Here is a 19,024-nt window from a genome sequence, read left to right on the forward strand (position 1 = left end):
ATGACGTCAGAAGCCGAGCCGCTCCCGGCGGACCGAGTACGCGACGAAGCCCGCGCCCAGCGTGAGGAAGAGCGTGCCGCCGAGGACGTACGGCGTGCTGTCGAAGCTGCCCGTGTCGGCGAGGCGGGCGCCGGTGCCGGTGACGGAGTCGCCCGCGGTCGTGGCCGCGATCCGCGCCTGCTCCGCGACCTGCGGCGACGGGCTCGCCGCGACCGCGTCTCTCACCGGTGAGTCCGACGTCGCGTTGGCGGACGGGACGAACCACAGGGCGCCCAGCAGGGACGCCGCGGCAGTGGCGGTCAGCAACGGACGGCGAGCGGATGACACGGAATATCGATCCCCTTGTGGCGCTGGCGAATTGGCCGTGTGGGGCGATGTTAGTGAAAGTCGCGGGTCACGGGAAAGTCACGGGAGGACTTCGACGTACGCTCGCGCCATGAGCACTCCAGAGACATCACGTTTTGTCCGGCTTCGGGTGGAGCTCGTTCTCGAGGTCGAGGACGCGGACGGGATCACCAAGGCCGCGCTGCGCCGGATCGCCGGCGACGGCGGGATGCCGGCGGCGGAGCGGGCCCACGCCGAGGGCGCTGTGACGGAAGACACTGCCGAGGCCCTCGCCTACCTCGTGGATCCGTTCGACCTGGTCAGCCAGGTGCCGGGGGTGGAGCTCCAGCAGGCCTCCTGGAGCAGCGAGCGGATCGACTACGACCCCGATTCGCCGGAGTGGGACCTCGACGAGGATGATGTCGACGACGACAGTGACAGCTGAGGCACTTGGGAAAATAGTGACCCCGGGCGGCAACCGTCGTCCGGGGTCTCCGCGTCTCAAGCGGCACACCGGCCTCACCGCACCGTCCGCGCCCGTTCGCCGCGGACGGGCGCGGACGTGGTGATCCCCACACGTGCGCGACATGGGGAACCGGACGAACCGGCCGTAGCGTTGAAAGTTCTCGACGAGGACTCGCGAGTCCTGACGGGGGCACTTGGGACTTTGACGGGGACACTCGGGGTTTTGGGGAAATCGGCAACGATGGAGAAGCGTGTGATGACGGTCAGTAAGCGGCGCAAGGGCCTGACGGTCGCGTCCGCACTGCTCGGCGGAGTGCTGATGCTCTCGGCCTGTTCCGGCGGCGACGACAGCGCCTCCGGGAGCGACGGCGGCGACAGCTCCCAGTCGAAGGTCGACGAGGCCGCGGCCAAGAAGGCGTCCGAGGCCCAGATCAAGATCACGCCCGAGGACGGCTCCGACAACGCCTCCATCAACAACTCCGCCGCCGTCACCGTGAGCAAGGGCACGCTCACGAGCGTCAAGATGACGACGTCCGACGGCGCGGAGGTCAGCGGCCAGATATCCGCCGACAAGACCAGCTGGAAGCCCAGCACGCAGCTGGAGCGCTCCACCACCTACAAGCTGGCGGCGGAGGCGAAGGACTCCGAGGGCCGCGTCGCCCACGAGAACGCCTCGTTCACCACGGTCTCCCCGGCCAACAGCTTCATCGGCAACTTCACTCCGGACGACGGCCAGACCGTGGGCGTCGGCATGCCGGTCTCGATCAACTTCGACAAGGCGATCACCAACAAGGCCGCCGTCCAGAAGGGCGTCAAGGTCAGCACGACCAGCGGCCAGGAGGTCGCCTGTCACTGGTTCAACGCCAACCGCATGGACTGCCGCCCCGAGGACTACTGGAAGGAAGGCTCCACCGTCACGCTGAAGCTCGCGCTCGACGGTGTCCAGGGTGCCGAGGGCGTCTACGGCGTCCAGCAGAAGACGGTCACGTTCAAGGTCGGCCGCAACCAGGTCTCGTACGTCGACGCGAAGACCAAGCAGATGAAGATCACGCAGGACGGCAAGGTCGTCCGGACCATCCCGATCTCCGCCGGCTCGCCGGAGAACAAGACCTACCAGGGCATCATGGTGATGTCCGAGAAGTTCAAGGAGACGCGCATGAACGGCGCGACCGTGGGCTTCACGGACGACGACGGCAAGGGCGAGTACGACATCAAGGACGTGCCGCACGCCATCCGCCTGTCCAGCTCCGGCACCTTCATCCACGGCAACTACTGGGGCGCGAAGTCCATCTTCGGCAACGTGAACACCAGTCACGGCTGCGTCGGCCTCCAGGACGCGAAGGGCGCCGACGACCCGAACACCCCGGGCGCGTGGTTCTACAACAACTCGATGATCGGTGACGTGGTGGTCGTCGAGAACACCGGCGACAAGACCATCGCGCCGGACAACGGGCTCAACGGATGGAACATGAACTGGGCCGACTGGAAGGCCGGTTCGGCGGTCTGACGACTCCGTAGCCTCGCTCAAGAGCCGCCGCTCCGCCCCGATTTCGGGGCGAGCGGCGGCTTCCGTTTTATCCCCGGCTCTGGTGTCAAGGAGAACACGCGTGCGCAATCGCCTTGCCCTGTAACGGAGTTCCGGCAGCCGTGTAACAGCCGGCCCACGGATTTCTTACCTCTCTCTCAACTATTGAGTGCCTGATCACCCGTCGGCATACTGCGTAATCCGGGGGGTGTACGTCCATGCGTACGAGACCACCCCCGGCCGGGTGAACGGGGAATTCGCCCGGTACTTCTGCAAGGGGGAAACTTGCGCAGACAAGTGAAAAGGGCGTGCGCGGCCACGGTCGCCACAGCAGCAGCCGTGGCCCTGGCGGCGGGTATGACCAGCCCGGCGTCGGCGAACGGCGAGCAGACGACCGCAGCCGCGAAGCAGGCGTCGGTCACCGCCAAGCACCGCATCACACTGATCACCGGTGACCGGGTCGTCCTGGACGCCAAGGGCCGTGTCGTCGGCCTGGAGCGGGCCAAGGGACGCGAGGACATTCCCGTCCAGGTCCGCAAGCTCGACGGCCACACGTTCGTGATCCCGGCCGACGCGGTCCGTCTGGTCGCCGCCGGCAAGCTCGACCAGCGGCTCTTCGACGTCACCGAGCTCAACAAGTCCGCGACCCGCAAGGCCCAGAAGAAGGGCCTGAAGGTCATCGTCGGCTACCAGGGCAGCGCCGCGGCCACCAAGGCCGACGTACGCGACGCCGGCCGGCTGAGCCACTCCCTGAAGACCGTGAACGCGGACGCGGTGCAGACACCGCAGGAGGACGCGCCCGAGCTGTGGGACGCGGTCACCAACGGCGACAAGACCGCCTCCGGCATCGCGCACGTCTGGCTCGACGGCGTCCGCAAGGCCAGCCTCGACAAGTCCGTCCCGCAGATCGGCGCCCCCAAGGCCTGGGCCGCCGGCTACGACGGCAAGGGCGTGAAGATCGCCGTCCTCGACACCGGTGTGGACGCCACCCACCCCGACCTCAAGGGCCAGGTGATCGGCGCCAAGAACTTCACCACCTCGCCCGACACGACCGACAAGGTCGGCCACGGCACGCACGTCGCCTCCATCGCGGCCGGTACGGGCGCGAAGTCCGGCGGCAAGTACAAGGGCGTCGCGCCCGGCGCGAAGATCATCAACGGCAAGGTGCTCGACGACGGCGGATTCGGCAGCGACTCCGAGGTCCTCGCCGGCATCGAGTGGGCCGCCGCGGAGGGCGCCGACGTCGTCAACATGAGCCTGGGCGGCGGCGACACGCCCGCGATCGACCCGCTGGAAGCGGCGGTGAACAAGCTGTCCGAGGAGAAGGGCATCCTGTTCGCCATCGCGGCCGGCAACGAGGGCGGCTTCGGCGAGCAGACCATCGGCTCCCCGGGCAGCGCCGCCGCGGCCCTGACCGTCGGCGCCGTCGACGACAAGGACGTGCTGGCCGACTTCTCCAGCCGCGGCCCCGGCATGGACGGCGCCCTCAAGCCCGACGTGACCGCGCCCGGCGTGGACATCACCGCGGCCTCCGCCCCCGGCAACCAGATAGCCGCCGAGGTCGGCGAGAAGCCGGCCGGCTACATGACGATCTCCGGTACGTCGATGGCGACCCCGCACGTCGCGGGCGCCGCGGCGCTGCTGAAGCAGCAGCACCCGGACTGGAAGTACCCCGAGCTGAAGGGCGCCCTCACCGGCTCCACGAAGGGCGGCAAGTACACGCCGTTCCAGCAGGGTTCGGGCCGTATCCAGGTCGACAAGGCCATCAAGCAGTCCGTGATCGCCAACCCGTCCTCGGTGAGCTTCGGCGTCCAGCAGTGGCCGCACACCGACGACAAGCCGGTCACCAAGGAACTGACGTACCGCAACCTCGGTACGAAGGCCGTCACGCTGAAGCTGTCGTCGACCGCCACCAACCCGAAGGGCCAGGCCGCCCCGGCCGGCTTCTTCAAGCTCGGCGCCACCTCGGTGACCGTCCCGGCCGGCGGCAAGGCCTCCGTCCCGTTCACCGTGAACACCAAGCTGGGCGGCACGGTCGACGGCGCCTACTCGTCGTACGTGACGGCGACGGGCGGCGACCAGACCGTCCGCACGGCCGCCGCCGTGCAGCGCGAGGTCGAGTCCTACGACGTCACGCTGAAGTTCCTCGACCGTGACGGCAAGCCCGCCACGAACTACAGCGCCGACCTGGCCGCCGTCTCGGGCCTGGGCGAGGGCAAGTTCTTCTCGCCGTACGACGCGGACGGCACCGTCACCACCCGCGTGCCCAAGGGCGGTTACATCCTCAACACGAACGTCTTCGTGGGCGACGACCCGACGAAGTTCCAGGGCGCCGACTGGCTGGGCATGCCCAAGCTGAACGTCACCAAGAACACGACGGTCACGCTGGACGCCCGCAAGGCCAAGCCGGTCAACATCACCGTGCCGGACAAGGCCGCCAAGTCGGAGTTCGCCATGGCCGACTACACGGTCGAGACGGACGACTCCAGCTACGGCTTCGGCTGGCTCCTCGACTCGTACGCCGACATCCGCACCGCGCACGTCGGCCCGCAGATCACCGACGGTTCGGTGACCCAGCAGTGGGACGGCCACTGGACCAAGGGTGCCAAGGAGCAGTACGACGTCACCGGCGGCGGCAAGGTCAAGCAGCTCGCCACCGGCTACACCAAGCACTACAAGGCGAGCGAGCTCGCCACGGTGAAGACGGGCCTCGGCGCCGCGGCGAAGGGCAAGAAGGGCGCGATCAGCGCCGTGGGCTGGCTGCCGTGGAGCAACGGCGCCTCCTCGATCGGCATCGAGCAGTCCCTGCCCGGCACGCGGACGCTGCACCTGTCCACCGCGGGCGGCGTGGAGTGGCAGCTCGACTTCAACCAGTACGGCGGTGTCGACGAGGAGGGCTTCCCGGTCGACGAGGCCGCCTACTCGCTGGACTCGCAGAAGTACGCCGCCGGCAAGACCTACTCGGAGACCGTCAACACGGCCGTCTTCGGACCGCGCATCGACAGCGACTTCGGCATCTTCCGTGAGGGCAACCAGCTCTTCGGTTCCCTGCCGCTGTTCGCGGACGGCAAGCGCAACGTGGGCTACTCGACCTTCTCCGCGGTCGACACGACGCTGTACCGCAACGGCAAGAAGGTCGGCAGCAACGACGACCCGCTGTTCGGTGAGAAGCAGTTCAAGGTCCCGGCGGGCGACGCCGAGTACAAGCTGACGACGTCGGTCAAGCGCAGCGTCAAGGTCGCGGCGGCGTCCACCCGCATCGACGCGAGCTGGACGTTCCGCTCCAAGAAGACCACCGACCTCAAGCAGCTGCCCGCCTCCACGGCCCGCTTCGGCGCGGCCACGGGCCTGGACAGCAAGGTCCCGGCCGGCAAGACGGTCAGCATCCCGGTCACCGTCGAGGGCGCGGCCAAGGGCAGCAACCTGAAGTCGCTGTCGGTGTACGTGTCGTACGACTACGGCAAGACCTGGAAGAAGCTCACCGTCAAGAAGGGCAAGGTCAGCTTCAAGAACCCGGCGAAGGGGAAGGCCATCTCCTTCCACGCCAAGATCGCCGACAAGAAGGACAACAAGTCGACGGTCTCGATCTACAACGCGTACTACGGCAAGTGAGCGGTAGGACTCGGCTGTAGGACTCGTCAGCCAGCGGCCCGTCGGAAGCCTCGGCTTCCGGCGGGCCCCTCGCGTTCACTGAGCCGGTGTACCGGTCCCCGCCCGGGTCGCGTCCGCGCCCCAGCTCGCCAGCAGCCGCAGCGCCTCCGCCGACGGGGAGCCCGGTTCCGCGTGGTACGTGATCAGGGACTGCTCGGACTCGTCGACCAGGCGGAACGTCTCGAAGGACAGGGTCAGGTCGCCGACGAGCGGGTGCCGCATGCGCTTGACGCCGTAGCTCTTCTCCTTGACGTCGTGCGCGGCCCACAGCCGGCGGAACTCCTCGCTCTTCACGGACAGCTCGCCCACCAGGGCGGACAGCTTCGGGTCGTCCGGATGGCAGCCCGCGTCCATGCGCAGAAAGCCGACGATGTCGGCCGCCTTCTGGTCCCACTCGACGAACAGCTCGCGGTAGTCGGGCCTGAGGAACACCAGCCGCGCCCAGTTCCGCTCCGGCGCCGGCAGCTCCGCCCAGTCGCCGAAGAGGGCCGCGGCCATCCGGTTCCAGGCCAGGATGTCCGAGCGGCGCCCGACGACGTACGCCGGGACGGTGTCGATCGAGTCCAGCAGATGCCGCAGCGCCGGCCGCACCTGCTGGGCCCGCGCCGTCTGCTTCTTCTTGTGCTGCTTCGGCTTGGCCAGGTGCATCAGGTGGGCGTGCTCGGCTCCGGTCAGCCGCAGGGCGCGCGCGATCGCGTCCAGCACCTCCGCCGAGACGTTGCGCCCGTTGCCCTGCTCCAGCCGTGTGTAGTACGCCACGGACACCCCGGCCAGCTGTGCCAGCTCCTCACGGCGCAGCCCCGGAACCCGGCGCCGCCCGAAGTCGGGCAGCCCCACGTCCTCCGGCTTCAGCCGGGCGCGCCGGGTGCGCAGGAACTCACTGAGCTCGGCACGCCGGTCCAGGCCCCCGCCGGTCTGGGGTGCGGGCTCCTGTGCGGGTTCGGGCTGTTCGTCCATGCCCTCCAGTATTCACGGTCGTACGCACACGAGCCTGACCCCGCCAGTGGTACGCACGCTGTGCGTACGCAAAACCGTGGCCTGGGTAGACGCTCGCGGGTCTGGCACGCTCGGGATCGTGCCCGGTCAGAACATCCAGAAGGCAGCCGGGCACGGAACCCCGCTAGGAGAACCCCCGGCATGACCACTGTTGCTGCGTACGCCGCCCCCGCGCCCAAGGCCCCGCTGGAGCGCACCACCATCGAGCGCCGCGAGGTCGGCGAGTACGACGTCCTGATCGACATCGAGTTCGCCGGAATCTGCCACTCCGACATCCACCAGGCCCAGGAGGGCTGGGGTGAGGGCATCTTCCCGATGGTCCCCGGCCACGAGATCGCCGGTGTCGTCTCCGAGGTCGGCCCGGGCGTCACGAAGTTCGCCGTCGGCGACCGCGTGGGCGTCGGCTGCATGGTCGACTCCTGCCGCGAGTGCGAGAACTGCAAGGCCGGACGTGAGCAGTACTGCGTCAAGGGCAACGTCCCGACGTACAACGGCATAGGCAAGGACGGCGAGCCCACCTACGGTGGCTACTCGCAGAAGGTCGTCGTCGACGAGAACTTCGTCGTGGGCATCCCCGACGGCCTCTCCCTCGACGTCGCCGCGCCGCTGCTGTGCGCCGGCATCACCCTCTACTCCCCGCTCAAGCGCTTCGGCGCCGGTCCCGGCAAGAAGGTCGCGATCGTCGGCCTGGGTGGCCTCGGCCACATGGGCGTGAAGATCGCGCACGCGCTGGGCGCCGAGGTGACCGTGCTGTCGCAGTCCCTGCGCAAGCGGGAGGACGGCCTGAAGCTGGGCGCGGACCACTACTACGCCACCAGCGACCCGAAGACCTTCGAGGAGCTGGCCGGCACCTTCGACCTGATCGTCTCCACGGTCTCGGCGCCGCTGGACTTCAACGCCTACCTCTCGCTGCTGAAGACCGAGGGCACGCTGGCCAACGTCGGCGCCCCCGAGGAGCCCATCGCCCTCAACCTCTTCTCGGTGATCGGCGGCGGCAAGACCCTCGCCGGCTCCATGATCGGCGGCATCGCGGAGACCCAGGAGATGCTGGACTTCTGCGCCGAGCACGGCCTCGGTGCCGAGATCGAGCTGATCCGCGGTGACCAGATCAACGAGGCGTACGACCGGGTGGTCGCCAGCGACGTGCGCTACCGGTTCGTGATCGACACCGCGACCATCTGACACCGACGGCTTTCGCCGAGACCGACGGCTTCACACTCGCCCTGAGGGCCACGGCAGCGCGCCGGGGCCCTCAGGGCGTTCGTCATGCACAAGGAGGTGCCCGCGGGGTACCCGTGGGGGAGTGCACCAGGGGTTCGCCAGGTACGTCAGGGGAGGCCCGCCATGACCGTGCAGCTGAACCACACCATCGTCGCCGCGCGCGACAAGCGCGTCTCGGCCCGGTTCCTCGCCGACATCCTGGGGCTGGACGTGAGCCCGCCCTACGGCCCGTTCCTCCCTGTCGAGATCCCCAACGGCGTGACGCTCGACTACATGGACAGCCCCGGCGCCATCACGTCGCAGCACTACGCCTTCCTCGTCTCGGAGGACGAGTTCGACCAGATCTTCGCCCGGATCCGGGAGGCCGGTCTGAGGTACTGGGCGGATCCGTTCCACAGCCGTCCCGGCGAGATCAACCACAACGACGGCGGCCGCGGCACGTACTTCGACGACCCCGACGGCCACCGCTTGGAGATCATCACGCGGCCGTACGGCAGCGGCGGCTGAGCCCTCACACCCCTCCTCGTCACATCGTCGCGCCGCCCCGCGTCATACCGGTGAAGGCGACATCAGAAGGCGAAGAGCTGGGGAGCAGCCATGACATCACCGATCCTGGTCACCGGCGGCACGGGCACTCTGGGCGGCCACGTCCTGCCGCTGCTGCGCGCGTCCGGCCACGACGTGCGGGTCCTCACCCGGCAGGCCCGTCCCGCCACGGACGGCGTCGAGTACGTCACCGGCGACCTGCTGGAGGGCGAGGGCGTCGAGGCCGCCGTCGACGGCGTGGCGACCGTGCTCCACCTGGCGGGCGGCCCCAAGGGCGACGACGAGGCGACCCGCACCCTGGTGCGCGCCGCGTCCCGGGCCGGCGTACGGCATTTTCTCTACATCTCGGTCATCGGCGCGGACCGGGTCCCCCTGGCCTGGATGCGGACGAAGCTGGAGTCGGAGCGGGCCGTCTCCGATTCCGGCATCCCCTGGACGACCCTGCGCGCGGCCCAGTTCCACGACCTGACGCTGACCATGGTCGAGAAGATGGCGAAGCTGCCGGTCTTCCCGGTGCCCGGTGGCCTCCGGCTCCAGCCGGTGGACTCGCGGGAGGTCGCCGCCCGCCTCGCGGAACTGACGCTCGGCGACCCGTCCGGCCTCGTCGCGGACATGACGGGACCGGACGTCCACGACCTCGCCGCCCTGGCCCGCCCCTACCTCCGCCTGCGCGGCCGGCGCCGCCCGATGCTGCCGGTGCGGATCCCCGGGAAGGCGGGGCGGGCGTACCGGGCGGGGGCGAACCTGACGCTGGAGGGGGCGGAGGCGGGGAAGCGGACCTGGGAGGAGTTTCTGCGGGAGAGGCTCGGCTAGTGCCTGTCGGGGCACCGGTCGTCACCCGGCGCGACTCGGCCGGTCCTGGTCTCCGAAGGTCCACACGGCACGGGACCCCGGGCCGACGACGAGGGCCGAGTGACCGATCCGCTCCTCGTGCCGGTACGACACCGGCCTGTTCAGCGACATCTCGACCTGTCGCAGACCCACCTGGTCGAGCGGCACGGCGTCGAACCGCAGCGTGGTGCCGCCGCCCTGCGCGACGGCACCCCCGCCGGGCAGGGGCCGTACGGCGAACCCGCCGGCCTTCAGCAGCGGCACCGTGCCGGCGAGGTCCCGGGCGGTCACCGCGAGCCGGATGCCGGTCACGTCCCGCATCAGGTGGTCGCGGTAGCCGTCGGACAGGTAGCGCTCCCGGCCCACGTCACCGGGGTGCGCGGCGGGCTCGGTGTTGCCGCGCGGGTCGGCGAAGTACTCCGGCCGGTACTCCATGCCCCAGGCGCCGAAGAGGTCGTACTGGTCGGTGGTGAAGACGGCGTCGAACCAGGGCACCGGGACGCCGTCGCCGAAGTCCCGGGTCTGCTGGAACTCGACGGGGTCGCTGATCCCCAGCTCGCGCAGCCGCGTTGTCGCCTTCGCCAGGTCGCCCTCCCGCTCGGTCGAGACGCCCATGCCGGTGGCGCCGAGGGTGCCGTCCTTGCCGGGGAGGTCGCCGGTCCCGAACAGCTCGATGTACGTCTCGCGGCCCATCAGATAGCGGCCGGTCCAGGTCTGCCCGCCGGCACCGGTCGTGGTGCGGACCTGGAAGTTGGCGAAGTCCCTCAGAAAGGCCGAGTGCTCGATGGCGTCCGCGGTCTCCCGGTCGAGCACGCCGTAGGCGTGGTTGTAGAAAAGGAGCTGCCGCCCGCCGTCCTCGGCCCGCGCGGAGCTCACCCCGCCCTGGACCGCCCCCGCGAGGGCCAGGGCGATGACCATGATCATCTGTAAGGCTCGTCTGACCGTCATGCGGAGGAGCGTAGAGCGGGAGGAAGCGCTTCCGCTGGGGATTGAGGCCTTTGTCAGGAGCCCTGTTCGGGAGTTCTCGGCCGGGAGTCCTTGGGCGGTAGTCCTGGTCAGGGGGTCTTGGTCAGTGGCCCTTGGTCGGAGGGCTCCCGTCCGCCCATGTCGAGACGGAACGGGGGGTACCGGTCGGTCATCAGGGCGGCGTACGCGGTCACGCGGGCGCACCAGCGGGCGAGGCCGATCAGGAAGTCGAAGAGGTGCCGCGGATAGCGGGCGGTGAACAGCAGGACGACCACCGCGACCAGCGAGAGGAACGGCATCAGCCCACTGCCCCGCCAGCCGTCGCCGTCGTCCCAGCCCGACCCCCAGCCACCGCCCACGAACATCGCGACGACGATGTACTGCGGGATCGCCAGCAGCCACCACTTCACCAGCACCAGTCCGCGCGAGAGCCGCTCGGGGTAGGCGACGTCGAAGCGGGCCGGATAGTCGGGCACGTCGGCCAGGGTGAACGGCGGGTACCTGTCGGTGCCGAGCGCGGTGTGGGCGTAGTAGGTGACCCGCCAGTTCCACCGCAGTACGCCGACGTTGAAGTCGAACAGGGAGCGGGGGTAGCGGGCGGTGAACAGGATGGCGAAGAACGCGACGACGCTCACGAGCACGAACGCGATCCACAGGAAGAACAGCACGATGTAGTGCGGGACGGCGAGCAGCCACTTCACCAGCCACAGCCATCGGGACAACCGGGCGTCGAGGGACGCCTCCAGACGTACGGGCGACGCGGTGACAGGAATCATGGGGCGGAACTCCCTTCGCTTGCAGGCTCGCAAGCGGGAAGGAGCCCCGCGACCTGGGCGGGGCCGTTCGCGCGTCCGGGGGCGTTCGCGTGTCCGGGACCGTTACGAGAGAACCGGGGCGGTGCTGTCGGGCTCGTCGGCGCCGTCCGGTTCCTGCGGCGGATCGCTGAGCTGCTCCCGCACGTAGTTCCAGACCACCGCGATCAGCGCGGCGATCGGGACGGCCAGCAGACTGCCCACGATGCTGGCCAGGCTGCCGCCCAGCGTCACCGCCAGCAGCACCACGGCCGCGTGCAGGCCGAGTCCCCGGCTCTGGATCATGGGCTGGAACACATTGCCCTCGAGCTGCTGCACCACGACGATGATGGCCAGCACGATCAGCGCGTCCGTCAGGCCGTTGGAGACGAGCGCGATGAGGACGGCGACGAAACCTGCGAACAGGGCGCCGATGATCGGCACGAACGCGGACACGAACGTCAGCACCGCCAGCGGGAGCACCAGCGGTACGCCCAGGATCCACAGGCCCAGGCCGATCAGGACGGCGTCGAGCAGGCCGACGGCCGCCTGGGAGCGTACGAAGGCGCCCAGCGTGTTCCAGCCGCGCTCGAACACGGTCGGGACGTCGGTGGCGAGCCGGCCGGGCAGCTGACGGGAGAGCCACGGCAGGAACCGCGGGCCGTCCTTGAGGAAGAAGAACATCAGGAAGAGGGCGAGAACGGCGGTGACCAAGCCGTTCACCACGGTGCTCACGCCTGTGACGACAGCGCCGACCATGCTGCCGAGGCCCTCCTGGGCGCGGGCGACCGCGGTGTCGAAGGCCTTGTTGATCTGGGCGTCACCGATGTTCAGCGGTGGCCCGGCGGCCCACTCGCGCATCTTCTGGATGCCCTCGACCACGCCGTCGGTCAGCTGACCGGACTGGGACGCCACGGGCACGGCGATCAGCGCCACGACACCCGCGGAGACCAGCAGGAACAGCACGGTCACGACCGACGCGGCGAGCGCGGGCGGCCACCCGCGGCGACGCAGGACACGGGCCGCGGGCCAGGTCAGCGTGGTCAGCAGCAAGCCGACGACGAGCGGCCAGACAACCGACCACATCCGGCCCAGCAGCCACAGAGCCACTGCCAGCATCACGAGCACCAGCAGCAGCTCTGCGGAGACACGGGCCGATATCCGGAGCGCGTCACGGGTCTTCGTCGAACTCAAGGGCGCAGTCACGGAGGCACCCTATTGCCACCGCGTCCCACGGGTTCCAGGGGTGCCGCTGTTCACTCCTGTGGCGCGTGTCCGTGGCCGGCGCTCAGCCGTCGGCCTTGGCCACGCCGATCGGGCAGGACACGCCCGTACCGCCGATGCCGCAGTATCCCGCCGGGTTCTTGTCCAGGTACTGCTGGTGGTAGCCCTCCGCCGGGTAGAACGGGCGGCCCTCCGCCGGGACGATCTCCGTGGTGATGTCGCCGTAGCCGGAGGAGGCGAGGACCTTCTGGTAGGACTCGCGGGAGGACTTGGCGGCGGCCGCCTGCTCGGGGGTGTGGGTGTAGACCGCCGAGCGGTACTGCGTGCCCGCGTCGTTGCCCTGGCGGAAGCCCTGCGTGGGGTCGTGGGACTCCCAGAACGTCTTCAGGAGGCTCTCGTACGAGATCAGCTCCGGGTCGTAGACCACGCGGACGACCTCCGTGTGACCCGTCAGGCCCGAGCAGACCTCCTCGTATGTGGGGTTCTCCGTGTAACCGCCCTGGTAGCCGACCAGGGTCGTCCACACCCCTGCCGGGAGCTGCCAGAACTTGCGCTCGGCGCCCCAGAAGCAGCCCAGGCCGAAGTCGGCGGTCTCCAGACCCTCCGGGTAGGGGCCGAGCAGCGGGTTGCCGAGGACGGTGTGGCGGTCGGGGACCGTGAACGCCGGCTCCGAGCGGCCGGGCAACGCCTGCTCGGGGGTCGGCAGCTGGGGCGTACGGCTGTGCAGGAACATGCGGTCTCCAATCGGCGCGACACCCACGCGGGGCGACGCCATGTCCAACGTGTCGGGGCCGGAGGGAATTCCGGCGGGGGCCCCACGCGGTCGGAGTCGCGTTGCCGGCGCGGCCGGAGTGGGTGTCCTGGTGCGCGCCGAGCCGGGTCTCAGCGCGCCCCGGCCGCGTCTCAGTGGGGCAGGCTCGCCGGGCTGCCGCCGTTCGCCTCGTAGCCTGCCACCGCCAGGGCCCGGTACACCGCGAACTCCGCCGCCGGGTCGGCGGACAGGGTCCAGGGCAGGGCGCCGACGTGGCCGTCGATGTGCACCAGCTGGTTCATGGCCTCCGACCAGCGCTCGCTGCGGACCAGGAAGAAGACCAGCATGTGCCGCACGTGCGCCAGCATCGGGTCGTCGGGGCGGGCCGAGTGCACCGCGTGCAGCGCGCCGTGGACCGCCTTGGAGACGACCTCGGTCTGCCAGAAGCTGCTGACCAGGGTCACCTCGGGGAGGTGCTCGAACACCGCGAAGAGGGGCATCGCCGCCAGGAGGGAGCCCTTGGGCGCGCGGGCCGCCGCGGCCTCCGCGAACTCGTACGCCAGCGCACGGGAGCCGTGCCACTTCTCGCACCAGTAGTGCAGCGCGGCCAGGTGCGCGCCCATGTGGGCCGGGGCCCGGTCCAGGATCCTCAGCCAGACCTGCTCGAACTCCTTCTGGGAGTAGCCCAGCCCGCGGGCCACCGACAGCTCGACGATGTACGGGATCGGGTCCCCGGGGGCCAGCAGCGCCGCCTCGCCGCACGCCGCCTTCGCCTCCTCCATGATGATCCGGAACTCGTCCGTCCCGGGCGTCGCCGTACGCCACGCCTGCTGCACCAGGAACTCGGCGTGCACCGCGGCCCCGCCCGCGTCCTTGGGCGCCTCGGCCCGCCACACCCGCAGCCACTGCCCGCCCGGCGCCTCGCCCACCCCGCCGGGCCGCTGAGAGAGCTCCAGCGAGGCCGCACCCGCGAAGGCCTGCACACGCTGCCAGCGCTGCTCGCCCTCCGCCTCCGTGCCCGCGAGGAGCTGCTGCGCCGCGCGGTAGTCCTGCGTGCGCTGCACCACGTCCAGGACGTCCAGCAGGTCCTGGTCGGGGCCGGGCATACGGATGTCCAGCTCCTCCTCGCGGACGAAGCCGTAGTTCGCCGGGTCCGCGGCGTCCGGGTGGTCGGGCGAGACCAGCCCGATCGCGGCCCCGCGCCTGCGCCGCAGGAAGGGGAGCAGCACGAAGCCCAGCATGACCAGCGCGATCAGGACCCAGAGAATCTCCATGCAACAAGCGAACCAGACCGCGCCGACAATTGGCCAACCTGGTCCCCGAACCTGTGGAAAACCCGGCCGAGCCGCACCCGCCACCCTGTGGAAAACCCGGCTCCGGGGCCCGCCGCCTCGCCGTCCGGCGCTCAACGCGTCGGCGCATTACCCTCGGTGCCCATGAGCGACAGGCATATCAGTCAGCACTTCGAGACGCTCGCGATTCACGCGGGCAACACCGCCGACCCCCTGACCGGCGCGGTCGTCCCGCCGATCTACCAGGTGTCGACCTACAAGCAGGACGGCGTCGGCGGCCTGCGCGGCGGTTACGAGTACAGCCGCAGCGCCAACCCGACCAGGACGGCGCTGGAGGAGAACCTCGCCGCCCTGGAGGGCGGCCGCCGCGGTCTCGCGTTCGCGTCCGGGCTGGCGGCCGAGGACTGCCTGCTGCGCACGCTGCTCAGCCCCGGCGACCACGTGGTCATCCCCAACGACGCCTACGGCGGCACGTTCCGCCTGTTCGCCAAGGTCGTCGCCCGCTGGGGCGTGGAGTGGTCGGTCGCCGACACCAGCGACCCGGCCGCCGTACGGGCCGCCATCACCCCGAAGACCAAGGTCGTCTGGGTGGAGACCCCCTCCAACCCGCTCCTCGGCATCACGGACATCGCCGCCGTCGCTCAGGTCACCCGCGACGCGGGCGCCCGCCTCGTCGTCGACAACACCTTCGCCACGCCCTACCTCCAGCAGCCGCTCTCGCTCGGCGCGGACGTCGTCGTGCACTCGCTGACCAAGTACATGGGCGGCCACTCGGACGTCGTCGGCGGCGCGCTGATCACGGACGACCCGGACCTGGGCGAGGAGCTGGCCTTCCACCAGAACGCGATGGGCGCGGTCGCCGGGCCCTTCGACTCCTGGCTGGTGCTGCGCGGCACCAAGACGCTCGCGGTGCGCATGGACCGGCACAGTGAGAACGCCGCCAAGCTCGCCGACATGCTCACCCGGCACGCGCGCGTGACGAGCGTCCTGTACCCGGGCCTGCCGGAGCACCCCGGTCACGAGGTCGCCGCCAAGCAGATGAAGTCGTTCGGCGGCATGGTCTCCTTCCGCGTGACGGGCGGCGAGGAGGCGGCCGTCGAGGTCTGCAACCGCGCCAAGGTGTTCACGCTGGGCGAGTCCCTGGGCGGCGTCGAGTCGCTGATCGAGCACCCCGGCCGGATGACGCACGCCTCCGTGGCCGGTTCGCTCCTGGAGGTGCCCGGCGACCTGGTGCGGCTGTCCGTCGGCATCGAGAACGCCGACGATCTGCTGGAAGACCTCCAGCAGGCGCTCGGCTAGAGAACCGGCGGGGTCACCAGTTGGTGAGGGGTGGAGTCGTGTCCGACGGCGGCTCCACCCACGGGCGGGCCGTCAGCGCCCACACCGCGAACGCCACGGCCGCCGCGAACATCAGCAGCCACACCAGGCGCCGCGCGACCGTCCTGCGCCGCAGCATCCGGGCGCCCCGGCGCACCGCCTCCGCGTGGATCTCGGGCGGCACGGACCGCGACGGCGCCTGCTCCAGCAGCCGCCGAGCGGCCGCCTCGCGGTTCTTCCCGCTCATACCCGCCTCCGTTCGCCGGGAGGGCGCTCGCCGAGAGGTTTCCGCTCCGCTGGGCTCATGACGGCACCGCCTTGGGAGCCGTCGCCGCCGGTGCCGGTCCCCGCGCACGGTGCAGGAGGGTCGTCGTCGCCCGGTGGCAGATGGCCCGTACCCGCTCCGCGGACAGGCCGAGCAGGGCCGCCGTCTGCCCCTCGGCGACGCCTTCGTAGAGCCTGAGCACCAGGATCAGCCGCTCCTGCGGGGTGAGCGGGGCCAGGGGACTCGCCGGGTGCGGCCGGGAGCGGCCGAGACCGCCGTGGTGGTGCCACGCGCCGCGTGCGAAGCGGGTGGCCAGGTACTGCCGCGTGCGGTCGTACGGATCCTCGCCGCGCAGCCGGTCCCAGCACGCGTACGTGTGCGCCAGCGACAGGGTCAGCAGGCGTCGCGCGCGGGGGTTGTCGTCCGGGGCCTCGGCGGTGAGCAGGGTCGCGGCGTGCAGCAGCCGCCCGGCCGCGCCCGCGACGAACGCCTCGAACTCCCGGTCTCGCCGGGTCGCCTGGGACGCATGCCGTTGTCGCACCGCGCCTCCCGCCCGACGGCGACCCGAAGATGCGGGCCCGGCCGGGTACGGGCGTGACGGCCGCGTACGACGGGGACCCGGTCTCATATCAGGCCAGGGGCTGCCCCGCGGTCAAGAGCCGCGCACCGGCTCGGGTCGGCGGATGCCCCGGCGGCGCGGGCGGCGCCACGGTCAGAGGCCTCCGCCCGGGCCGGGCCGGCCACCACCACACGAGCTCAGCCCGCCCCTCCCTCGTCCACGCGCGCGTGGCGGGCACGCGTCGTACGGGCGCCTCCGGAGAGCGAACGGCGCGTCATGCGTCCCTCATGTCGTGCGCCCCTCATGCCGCACGACTCTTATGACGGCGACTGCGCCTCCGGCCCCGGCAGCCCCGACACCGCCATCCGGGCGGACAGCGCGCTGTTGAAGCGCGTGAGCAGCGAGCAGAACGCCTCGCGCTCCTCCGGCTGCCAGTCCTCGGTCAGCTCGGCCATCAACTGCCGCCGGGACGAGCGCACTTCCTCCAGCCGCGCCTGCCCGCGCGGGGACAGCTGGAGCACCACCGCACGCCCGTCCTCGGGGTGCGACGTGCGCTTGACGAGGCCGGTGTCGACGAGCGGAGCCACCTGCCGGGTGACCGTCGAGGAGTCGATCCCCATGCTCGCGGCGAGCGCCTTGACGCCCATCGGGCCTTCCTTGTCGAGACGGTTGAGCAGCAGGTACGCGGCGCGGTCCATGGAGTTGCGCACCTGCCCGACCCCGCCGAGCCGCGTCTGTTCGGCACGGCGGGCGAACACCGCCACCTCGTGCTGGAGGGTGTCGAGAAGACCGGTGTCACCGACGGTCGTCATGTCCATCGACATTTCAGGTGTTGTGGGCATGGCCGGGGGCTCACTTCGTGGAGGGCTGGCTGATTGGGGGACAGGGTACGCGGCCGGGGCGCGGGCCGTACCGGGGCTGCGCAAAGCGGGTCTCGGAGGTTGGTCACAACGGCCGTTCCCGCTCGTGAACTGCGATGCTGGAGTCATGAGCTACAGCACGGCTGACTCCTTGCTGCCCGTCACCCTCGACGACGTGCGCGGCGCCCAGAAGATGCTCTCGGGCGTGGCACGGGTGACCGCGCTGGAGGGCAGCAGGCACCTGTCCCAGATGGTCGGCGCGCCGGTGCACCTCAAGTGCGAGAACCTCCAGCGGACGGGTTCGTTCAAGCTGCGCGGCGCCTACGTCCGGATCGCGGGCCTGCTGCCCGAGGAGCGCGCCGCCGGTGTCGTCGCCGCGAGCGCCGGCAACCACGCGCAGGGCGTCGCCCTGGCGTCCGCGCTGCTCGGCGTGCGCTCCACGGTGTTCATGCCGAAGGGCGCCCCGCTGCCCAAGGTCAGCGCCACCCGGGACTACGGGGCCGAGGTGCGGCTGCACGGCCAGGTGGTCGACGAGACGCTGGCCGCAGCGCAGGAGTACGCGGCCGAGACGGGCGCGGTGTTCATCCACCCCTTCGACCACCCCGACGTCATCGCGGGCCAGGGCACGGTCGGCCTGGAGATCCTGGAGCAGTGCCCCGAGGCGCGCACGATCGTCGTCGGCATCGGCGGCGGCGGGCTGGCCGCCGGGATCGCGGTGTCGGTGAAGGCCCTGCGGCCCGACCTGAAGATCATCGGCGTCCAGGCGGAGGGTGCGGCGGCCTATCCGCCCTCGCTGGCGGCGGGCCGGCCCGTCTCGGTCGGGAATCCGGCGACGATGGCCGACGGCATCAAGGTCGGGCGGCCCGGCGACGTGCCGTTCGGGATCGTCGGCAAGCTGGTCGACGAGGTGCGGACGGTCAGCGAGGACGAGCTGTCCGCCGCGCTGCTGCTGTGCCTGGAGCGGGCCAAGCTGGTCGTGGAGCCGGCCGGGGCGAGCCCGGTCGCGGCGCTGCTGAGCCGGCCCGGCTCCTTCGAGGGGCCGGTCGTCGCGGTGCTGTCCGGCGGCAACGTCGACCCGGTGCTGATGCAGCGGGTGCTGCGGCACGGCATGGCCGCGCAGGGCCGCTACCTGGCCGTCCGGCTGCGGCTGACGGACCGGCCCGGCGCTCTTGCCACACTTCTGGGCGTGTTGTCAGTGGTCGACGCTAACGTCCTCGATGTGAGCCATGTACGAACCGACCCACGGCTCGGGCTCACGGAGGCGGAGGTCGAGCTGCACCTGGAGACGAAGGGCCCGGCGCACTGCGCCGAGGTGAGCCAGGCGCTGCGCGAGGCGGGTTACACGGTCATGGGCTGACCGCCTCCGGAGCCGGGTTCAAGATCCATTCGTCGTACGGAGCGCAACGCGGAAATCCTCGTTGTGAGACGCGATACATCGCG

Annotated in this window: 18 protein-coding genes; 8 read left to right on the top strand and 10 right to left on the bottom strand. The window is 70.6% G+C overall.

From position 1 onward, the window contains the following. Positions 1–6 precede the first annotated feature (6 nt). Positions 7–306, bottom strand: coding sequence for an LPXTG cell wall anchor domain-containing protein (locus ABFX81_RS16955; protein WP_086850995.1), 300 nt, complete (start codon positions 304–306; stop codon positions 7–9). Between the two features lie 130 nt (positions 307–436). On the opposite strand from ABFX81_RS16955, the gene ABFX81_RS16960 reads away from it, so the two are divergent. The 3 genes from ABFX81_RS16960 (at position 437) to ABFX81_RS16970 (ending at position 5,926) form a co-directional block, all read left to right on the top strand. Further along, positions 437–769 (top strand): hypothetical protein, encoded by a 333-nt coding sequence (locus ABFX81_RS16960; protein ID WP_193502220.1) that lies wholly within the window; start codon positions 437–439, stop codon positions 767–769. Between the two features lie 261 nt (positions 770–1,030). Then, entirely contained in the window at positions 1,031–2,296 is a 1,266-nt protein-coding gene (locus ABFX81_RS16965; protein ID WP_381036620.1) for a L,D-transpeptidase, read from the top strand. Between the two features lie 315 nt (positions 2,297–2,611). Beyond that, positions 2,612–5,926: a S8 family serine peptidase gene (locus tag ABFX81_RS16970; protein WP_086850999.1), complete on the top strand. Its 3,315-nt coding sequence runs from the start codon at positions 2,612–2,614 to the stop codon at positions 5,924–5,926. A gap of 75 nt (positions 5,927–6,001) precedes the next feature. Here the strand turns inward: ABFX81_RS16970 and ABFX81_RS16975 are convergent, their stop codons facing one another. Further along, the gene (locus tag ABFX81_RS16975; protein ID WP_086851001.1) at positions 6,002–6,922 is read right to left on the bottom strand and encodes an MmyB family transcriptional regulator; all 921 of its coding nucleotides are present in this window, start codon (positions 6,920–6,922) and stop codon (positions 6,002–6,004) included. 180 nt (positions 6,923–7,102) lie between these two features. Here ABFX81_RS16975 and ABFX81_RS16980 point away from each other — a divergent pair, with 180 nt between their 5' ends. The 3 genes from ABFX81_RS16980 to ABFX81_RS16990 all read left to right on the top strand — a co-directional run bounded on the left by ABFX81_RS16980 (position 7,103) and on the right by ABFX81_RS16990 (position 9,541). Further along, a complete protein-coding gene (locus ABFX81_RS16980) occupies positions 7,103–8,143 on the top strand; it encodes an alcohol dehydrogenase catalytic domain-containing protein (protein ID WP_086851003.1) in 1,041 nt (346 codons plus the stop codon). Between the two features lie 162 nt (positions 8,144–8,305). Next, on the top strand, positions 8,306–8,689 hold the full coding sequence (locus ABFX81_RS16985; RefSeq protein ID WP_086851005.1) for a VOC family protein: 384 nt from the start codon (positions 8,306–8,308) through the stop codon (positions 8,687–8,689). A gap of 90 nt (positions 8,690–8,779) precedes the next feature. Beyond that, positions 8,780–9,541 carry an SDR family oxidoreductase gene (locus ABFX81_RS16990; protein ID WP_346138273.1) on the top strand — a complete coding sequence of 254 codons (762 nt, stop codon included), beginning with the start codon at positions 8,780–8,782 and terminating at the stop codon, positions 9,539–9,541. A gap of 21 nt (positions 9,542–9,562) precedes the next feature. Here the strand turns inward: ABFX81_RS16990 and ABFX81_RS16995 are convergent, their stop codons facing one another. From ABFX81_RS16995 to ABFX81_RS17015, 5 genes are all read right to left on the bottom strand, one after another. Then, complete coding sequence (locus ABFX81_RS16995; RefSeq protein WP_346138376.1) at positions 9,563–10,483, bottom strand: DUF5829 family protein; 921 nt, start codon at positions 10,481–10,483, stop codon at positions 9,563–9,565. A gap of 131 nt (positions 10,484–10,614) precedes the next feature. Next, complete coding sequence (locus tag ABFX81_RS17000) at positions 10,615–11,301, bottom strand: DUF4389 domain-containing protein (protein WP_346138274.1); 687 nt, start codon at positions 11,299–11,301, stop codon at positions 10,615–10,617. Positions 11,302–11,403: 102 nt separating this feature from the next. After that, a complete protein-coding gene (locus ABFX81_RS17005) occupies positions 11,404–12,522 on the bottom strand; it encodes an AI-2E family transporter (protein ID WP_086854168.1) in 1,119 nt (372 codons plus the stop codon). Positions 12,523–12,604: 82 nt separating this feature from the next. Beyond that, a complete protein-coding gene (msrA, locus tag ABFX81_RS17010; RefSeq protein WP_346138275.1) occupies positions 12,605–13,273 on the bottom strand; it encodes a peptide-methionine (S)-S-oxide reductase MsrA in 669 nt (222 codons plus the stop codon). 170 nt (positions 13,274–13,443) lie between these two features. Then, the gene (locus tag ABFX81_RS17015) at positions 13,444–14,565 is read right to left on the bottom strand and encodes a hypothetical protein (RefSeq protein ID WP_346138276.1); all 1,122 of its coding nucleotides are present in this window, start codon (positions 14,563–14,565) and stop codon (positions 13,444–13,446) included. 162 nt (positions 14,566–14,727) lie between these two features. Here ABFX81_RS17015 and ABFX81_RS17020 point away from each other — a divergent pair, with 162 nt between their 5' ends. After that, entirely contained in the window at positions 14,728–15,882 is a 1,155-nt protein-coding gene (locus ABFX81_RS17020; protein ID WP_086842362.1) for a cystathionine gamma-synthase, read from the top strand. Positions 15,883–15,895: 13 nt separating this feature from the next. Here the strand turns inward: ABFX81_RS17020 and ABFX81_RS17025 are convergent, their stop codons facing one another. The 3 genes from ABFX81_RS17025 to ABFX81_RS17035 all read right to left on the bottom strand — a co-directional run bounded on the left by ABFX81_RS17025 (position 15,896) and on the right by ABFX81_RS17035 (position 17,548). Further along, complete coding sequence (locus tag ABFX81_RS17025) at positions 15,896–16,147, bottom strand: hypothetical protein (RefSeq protein WP_086842364.1); 252 nt, start codon at positions 16,145–16,147, stop codon at positions 15,896–15,898. A gap of 55 nt (positions 16,148–16,202) precedes the next feature. Further along, positions 16,203–16,706, bottom strand: a complete 504-nt coding sequence (locus ABFX81_RS17030; protein ID WP_086842366.1) for a sigma factor-like helix-turn-helix DNA-binding protein — start codon at positions 16,704–16,706, stop codon at positions 16,203–16,205. Positions 16,707–17,041: 335 nt separating this feature from the next. Further along, complete coding sequence (locus ABFX81_RS17035; protein WP_086842368.1) at positions 17,042–17,548, bottom strand: MarR family transcriptional regulator; 507 nt, start codon at positions 17,546–17,548, stop codon at positions 17,042–17,044. Positions 17,549–17,711: 163 nt separating this feature from the next. Here ABFX81_RS17035 and ilvA point away from each other — a divergent pair, with 163 nt between their 5' ends. Further along, a complete protein-coding gene (ilvA, locus tag ABFX81_RS17040) occupies positions 17,712–18,941 on the top strand; it encodes a threonine ammonia-lyase (RefSeq protein ID WP_086842370.1) in 1,230 nt (409 codons plus the stop codon). The last annotated feature ends 83 nt before the right edge of the window (positions 18,942–19,024 follow it).

It is taken from the genome of Streptomyces coeruleofuscus, assembly GCF_039532725.1.
Taxonomy (GTDB): domain Bacteria; phylum Actinomycetota; class Actinomycetes; order Streptomycetales; family Streptomycetaceae; genus Streptomyces; species Streptomyces coeruleofuscus.

Coding starts and splice junctions, on each gene's coding strand:
- ilvA (WP_086842370.1), top strand. CDS start 17,712: ATGAGCTACAGCACGGCTGACTCCTTGCTGCCCGTCACCCTCGACGAC.
- ABFX81_RS17015 (WP_346138276.1), bottom strand. CDS start 14,565: ATGGAGATTCTCTGGGTCCTGATCGCGCTGGTCATGCTGGGCTTCGTG.
- ABFX81_RS17025 (WP_086842364.1), bottom strand. CDS start 16,147: ATGAGCGGGAAGAACCGCGAGGCGGCCGCTCGGCGGCTGCTGGAGCAG.
- ABFX81_RS17000 (WP_346138274.1), bottom strand. CDS start 11,301: ATGATTCCTGTCACCGCGTCGCCCGTACGTCTGGAGGCGTCCCTCGAC.
- ABFX81_RS17020 (WP_086842362.1), top strand. CDS start 14,728: ATGAGCGACAGGCATATCAGTCAGCACTTCGAGACGCTCGCGATTCAC.
- msrA (WP_346138275.1), bottom strand. CDS start 13,273: ATGTTCCTGCACAGCCGTACGCCCCAGCTGCCGACCCCCGAGCAGGCG.
- ABFX81_RS16990 (WP_346138273.1), top strand. CDS start 8,780: ATGACATCACCGATCCTGGTCACCGGCGGCACGGGCACTCTGGGCGGC.
- ABFX81_RS16965 (WP_381036620.1), top strand. CDS start 1,031: ATGGAGAAGCGTGTGATGACGGTCAGTAAGCGGCGCAAGGGCCTGACG.
- ABFX81_RS17035 (WP_086842368.1), bottom strand. CDS start 17,548: ATGTCGATGGACATGACGACCGTCGGTGACACCGGTCTTCTCGACACC.
- ABFX81_RS16980 (WP_086851003.1), top strand. CDS start 7,103: ATGACCACTGTTGCTGCGTACGCCGCCCCCGCGCCCAAGGCCCCGCTG.
- ABFX81_RS16960 (WP_193502220.1), top strand. CDS start 437: ATGAGCACTCCAGAGACATCACGTTTTGTCCGGCTTCGGGTGGAGCTC.
- ABFX81_RS16975 (WP_086851001.1), bottom strand. CDS start 6,922: ATGGACGAACAGCCCGAACCCGCACAGGAGCCCGCACCCCAGACCGGC.
- ABFX81_RS16985 (WP_086851005.1), top strand. CDS start 8,306: ATGACCGTGCAGCTGAACCACACCATCGTCGCCGCGCGCGACAAGCGC.
- ABFX81_RS16995 (WP_346138376.1), bottom strand. CDS start 10,483: ATGATCATGGTCATCGCCCTGGCCCTCGCGGGGGCGGTCCAGGGCGGG.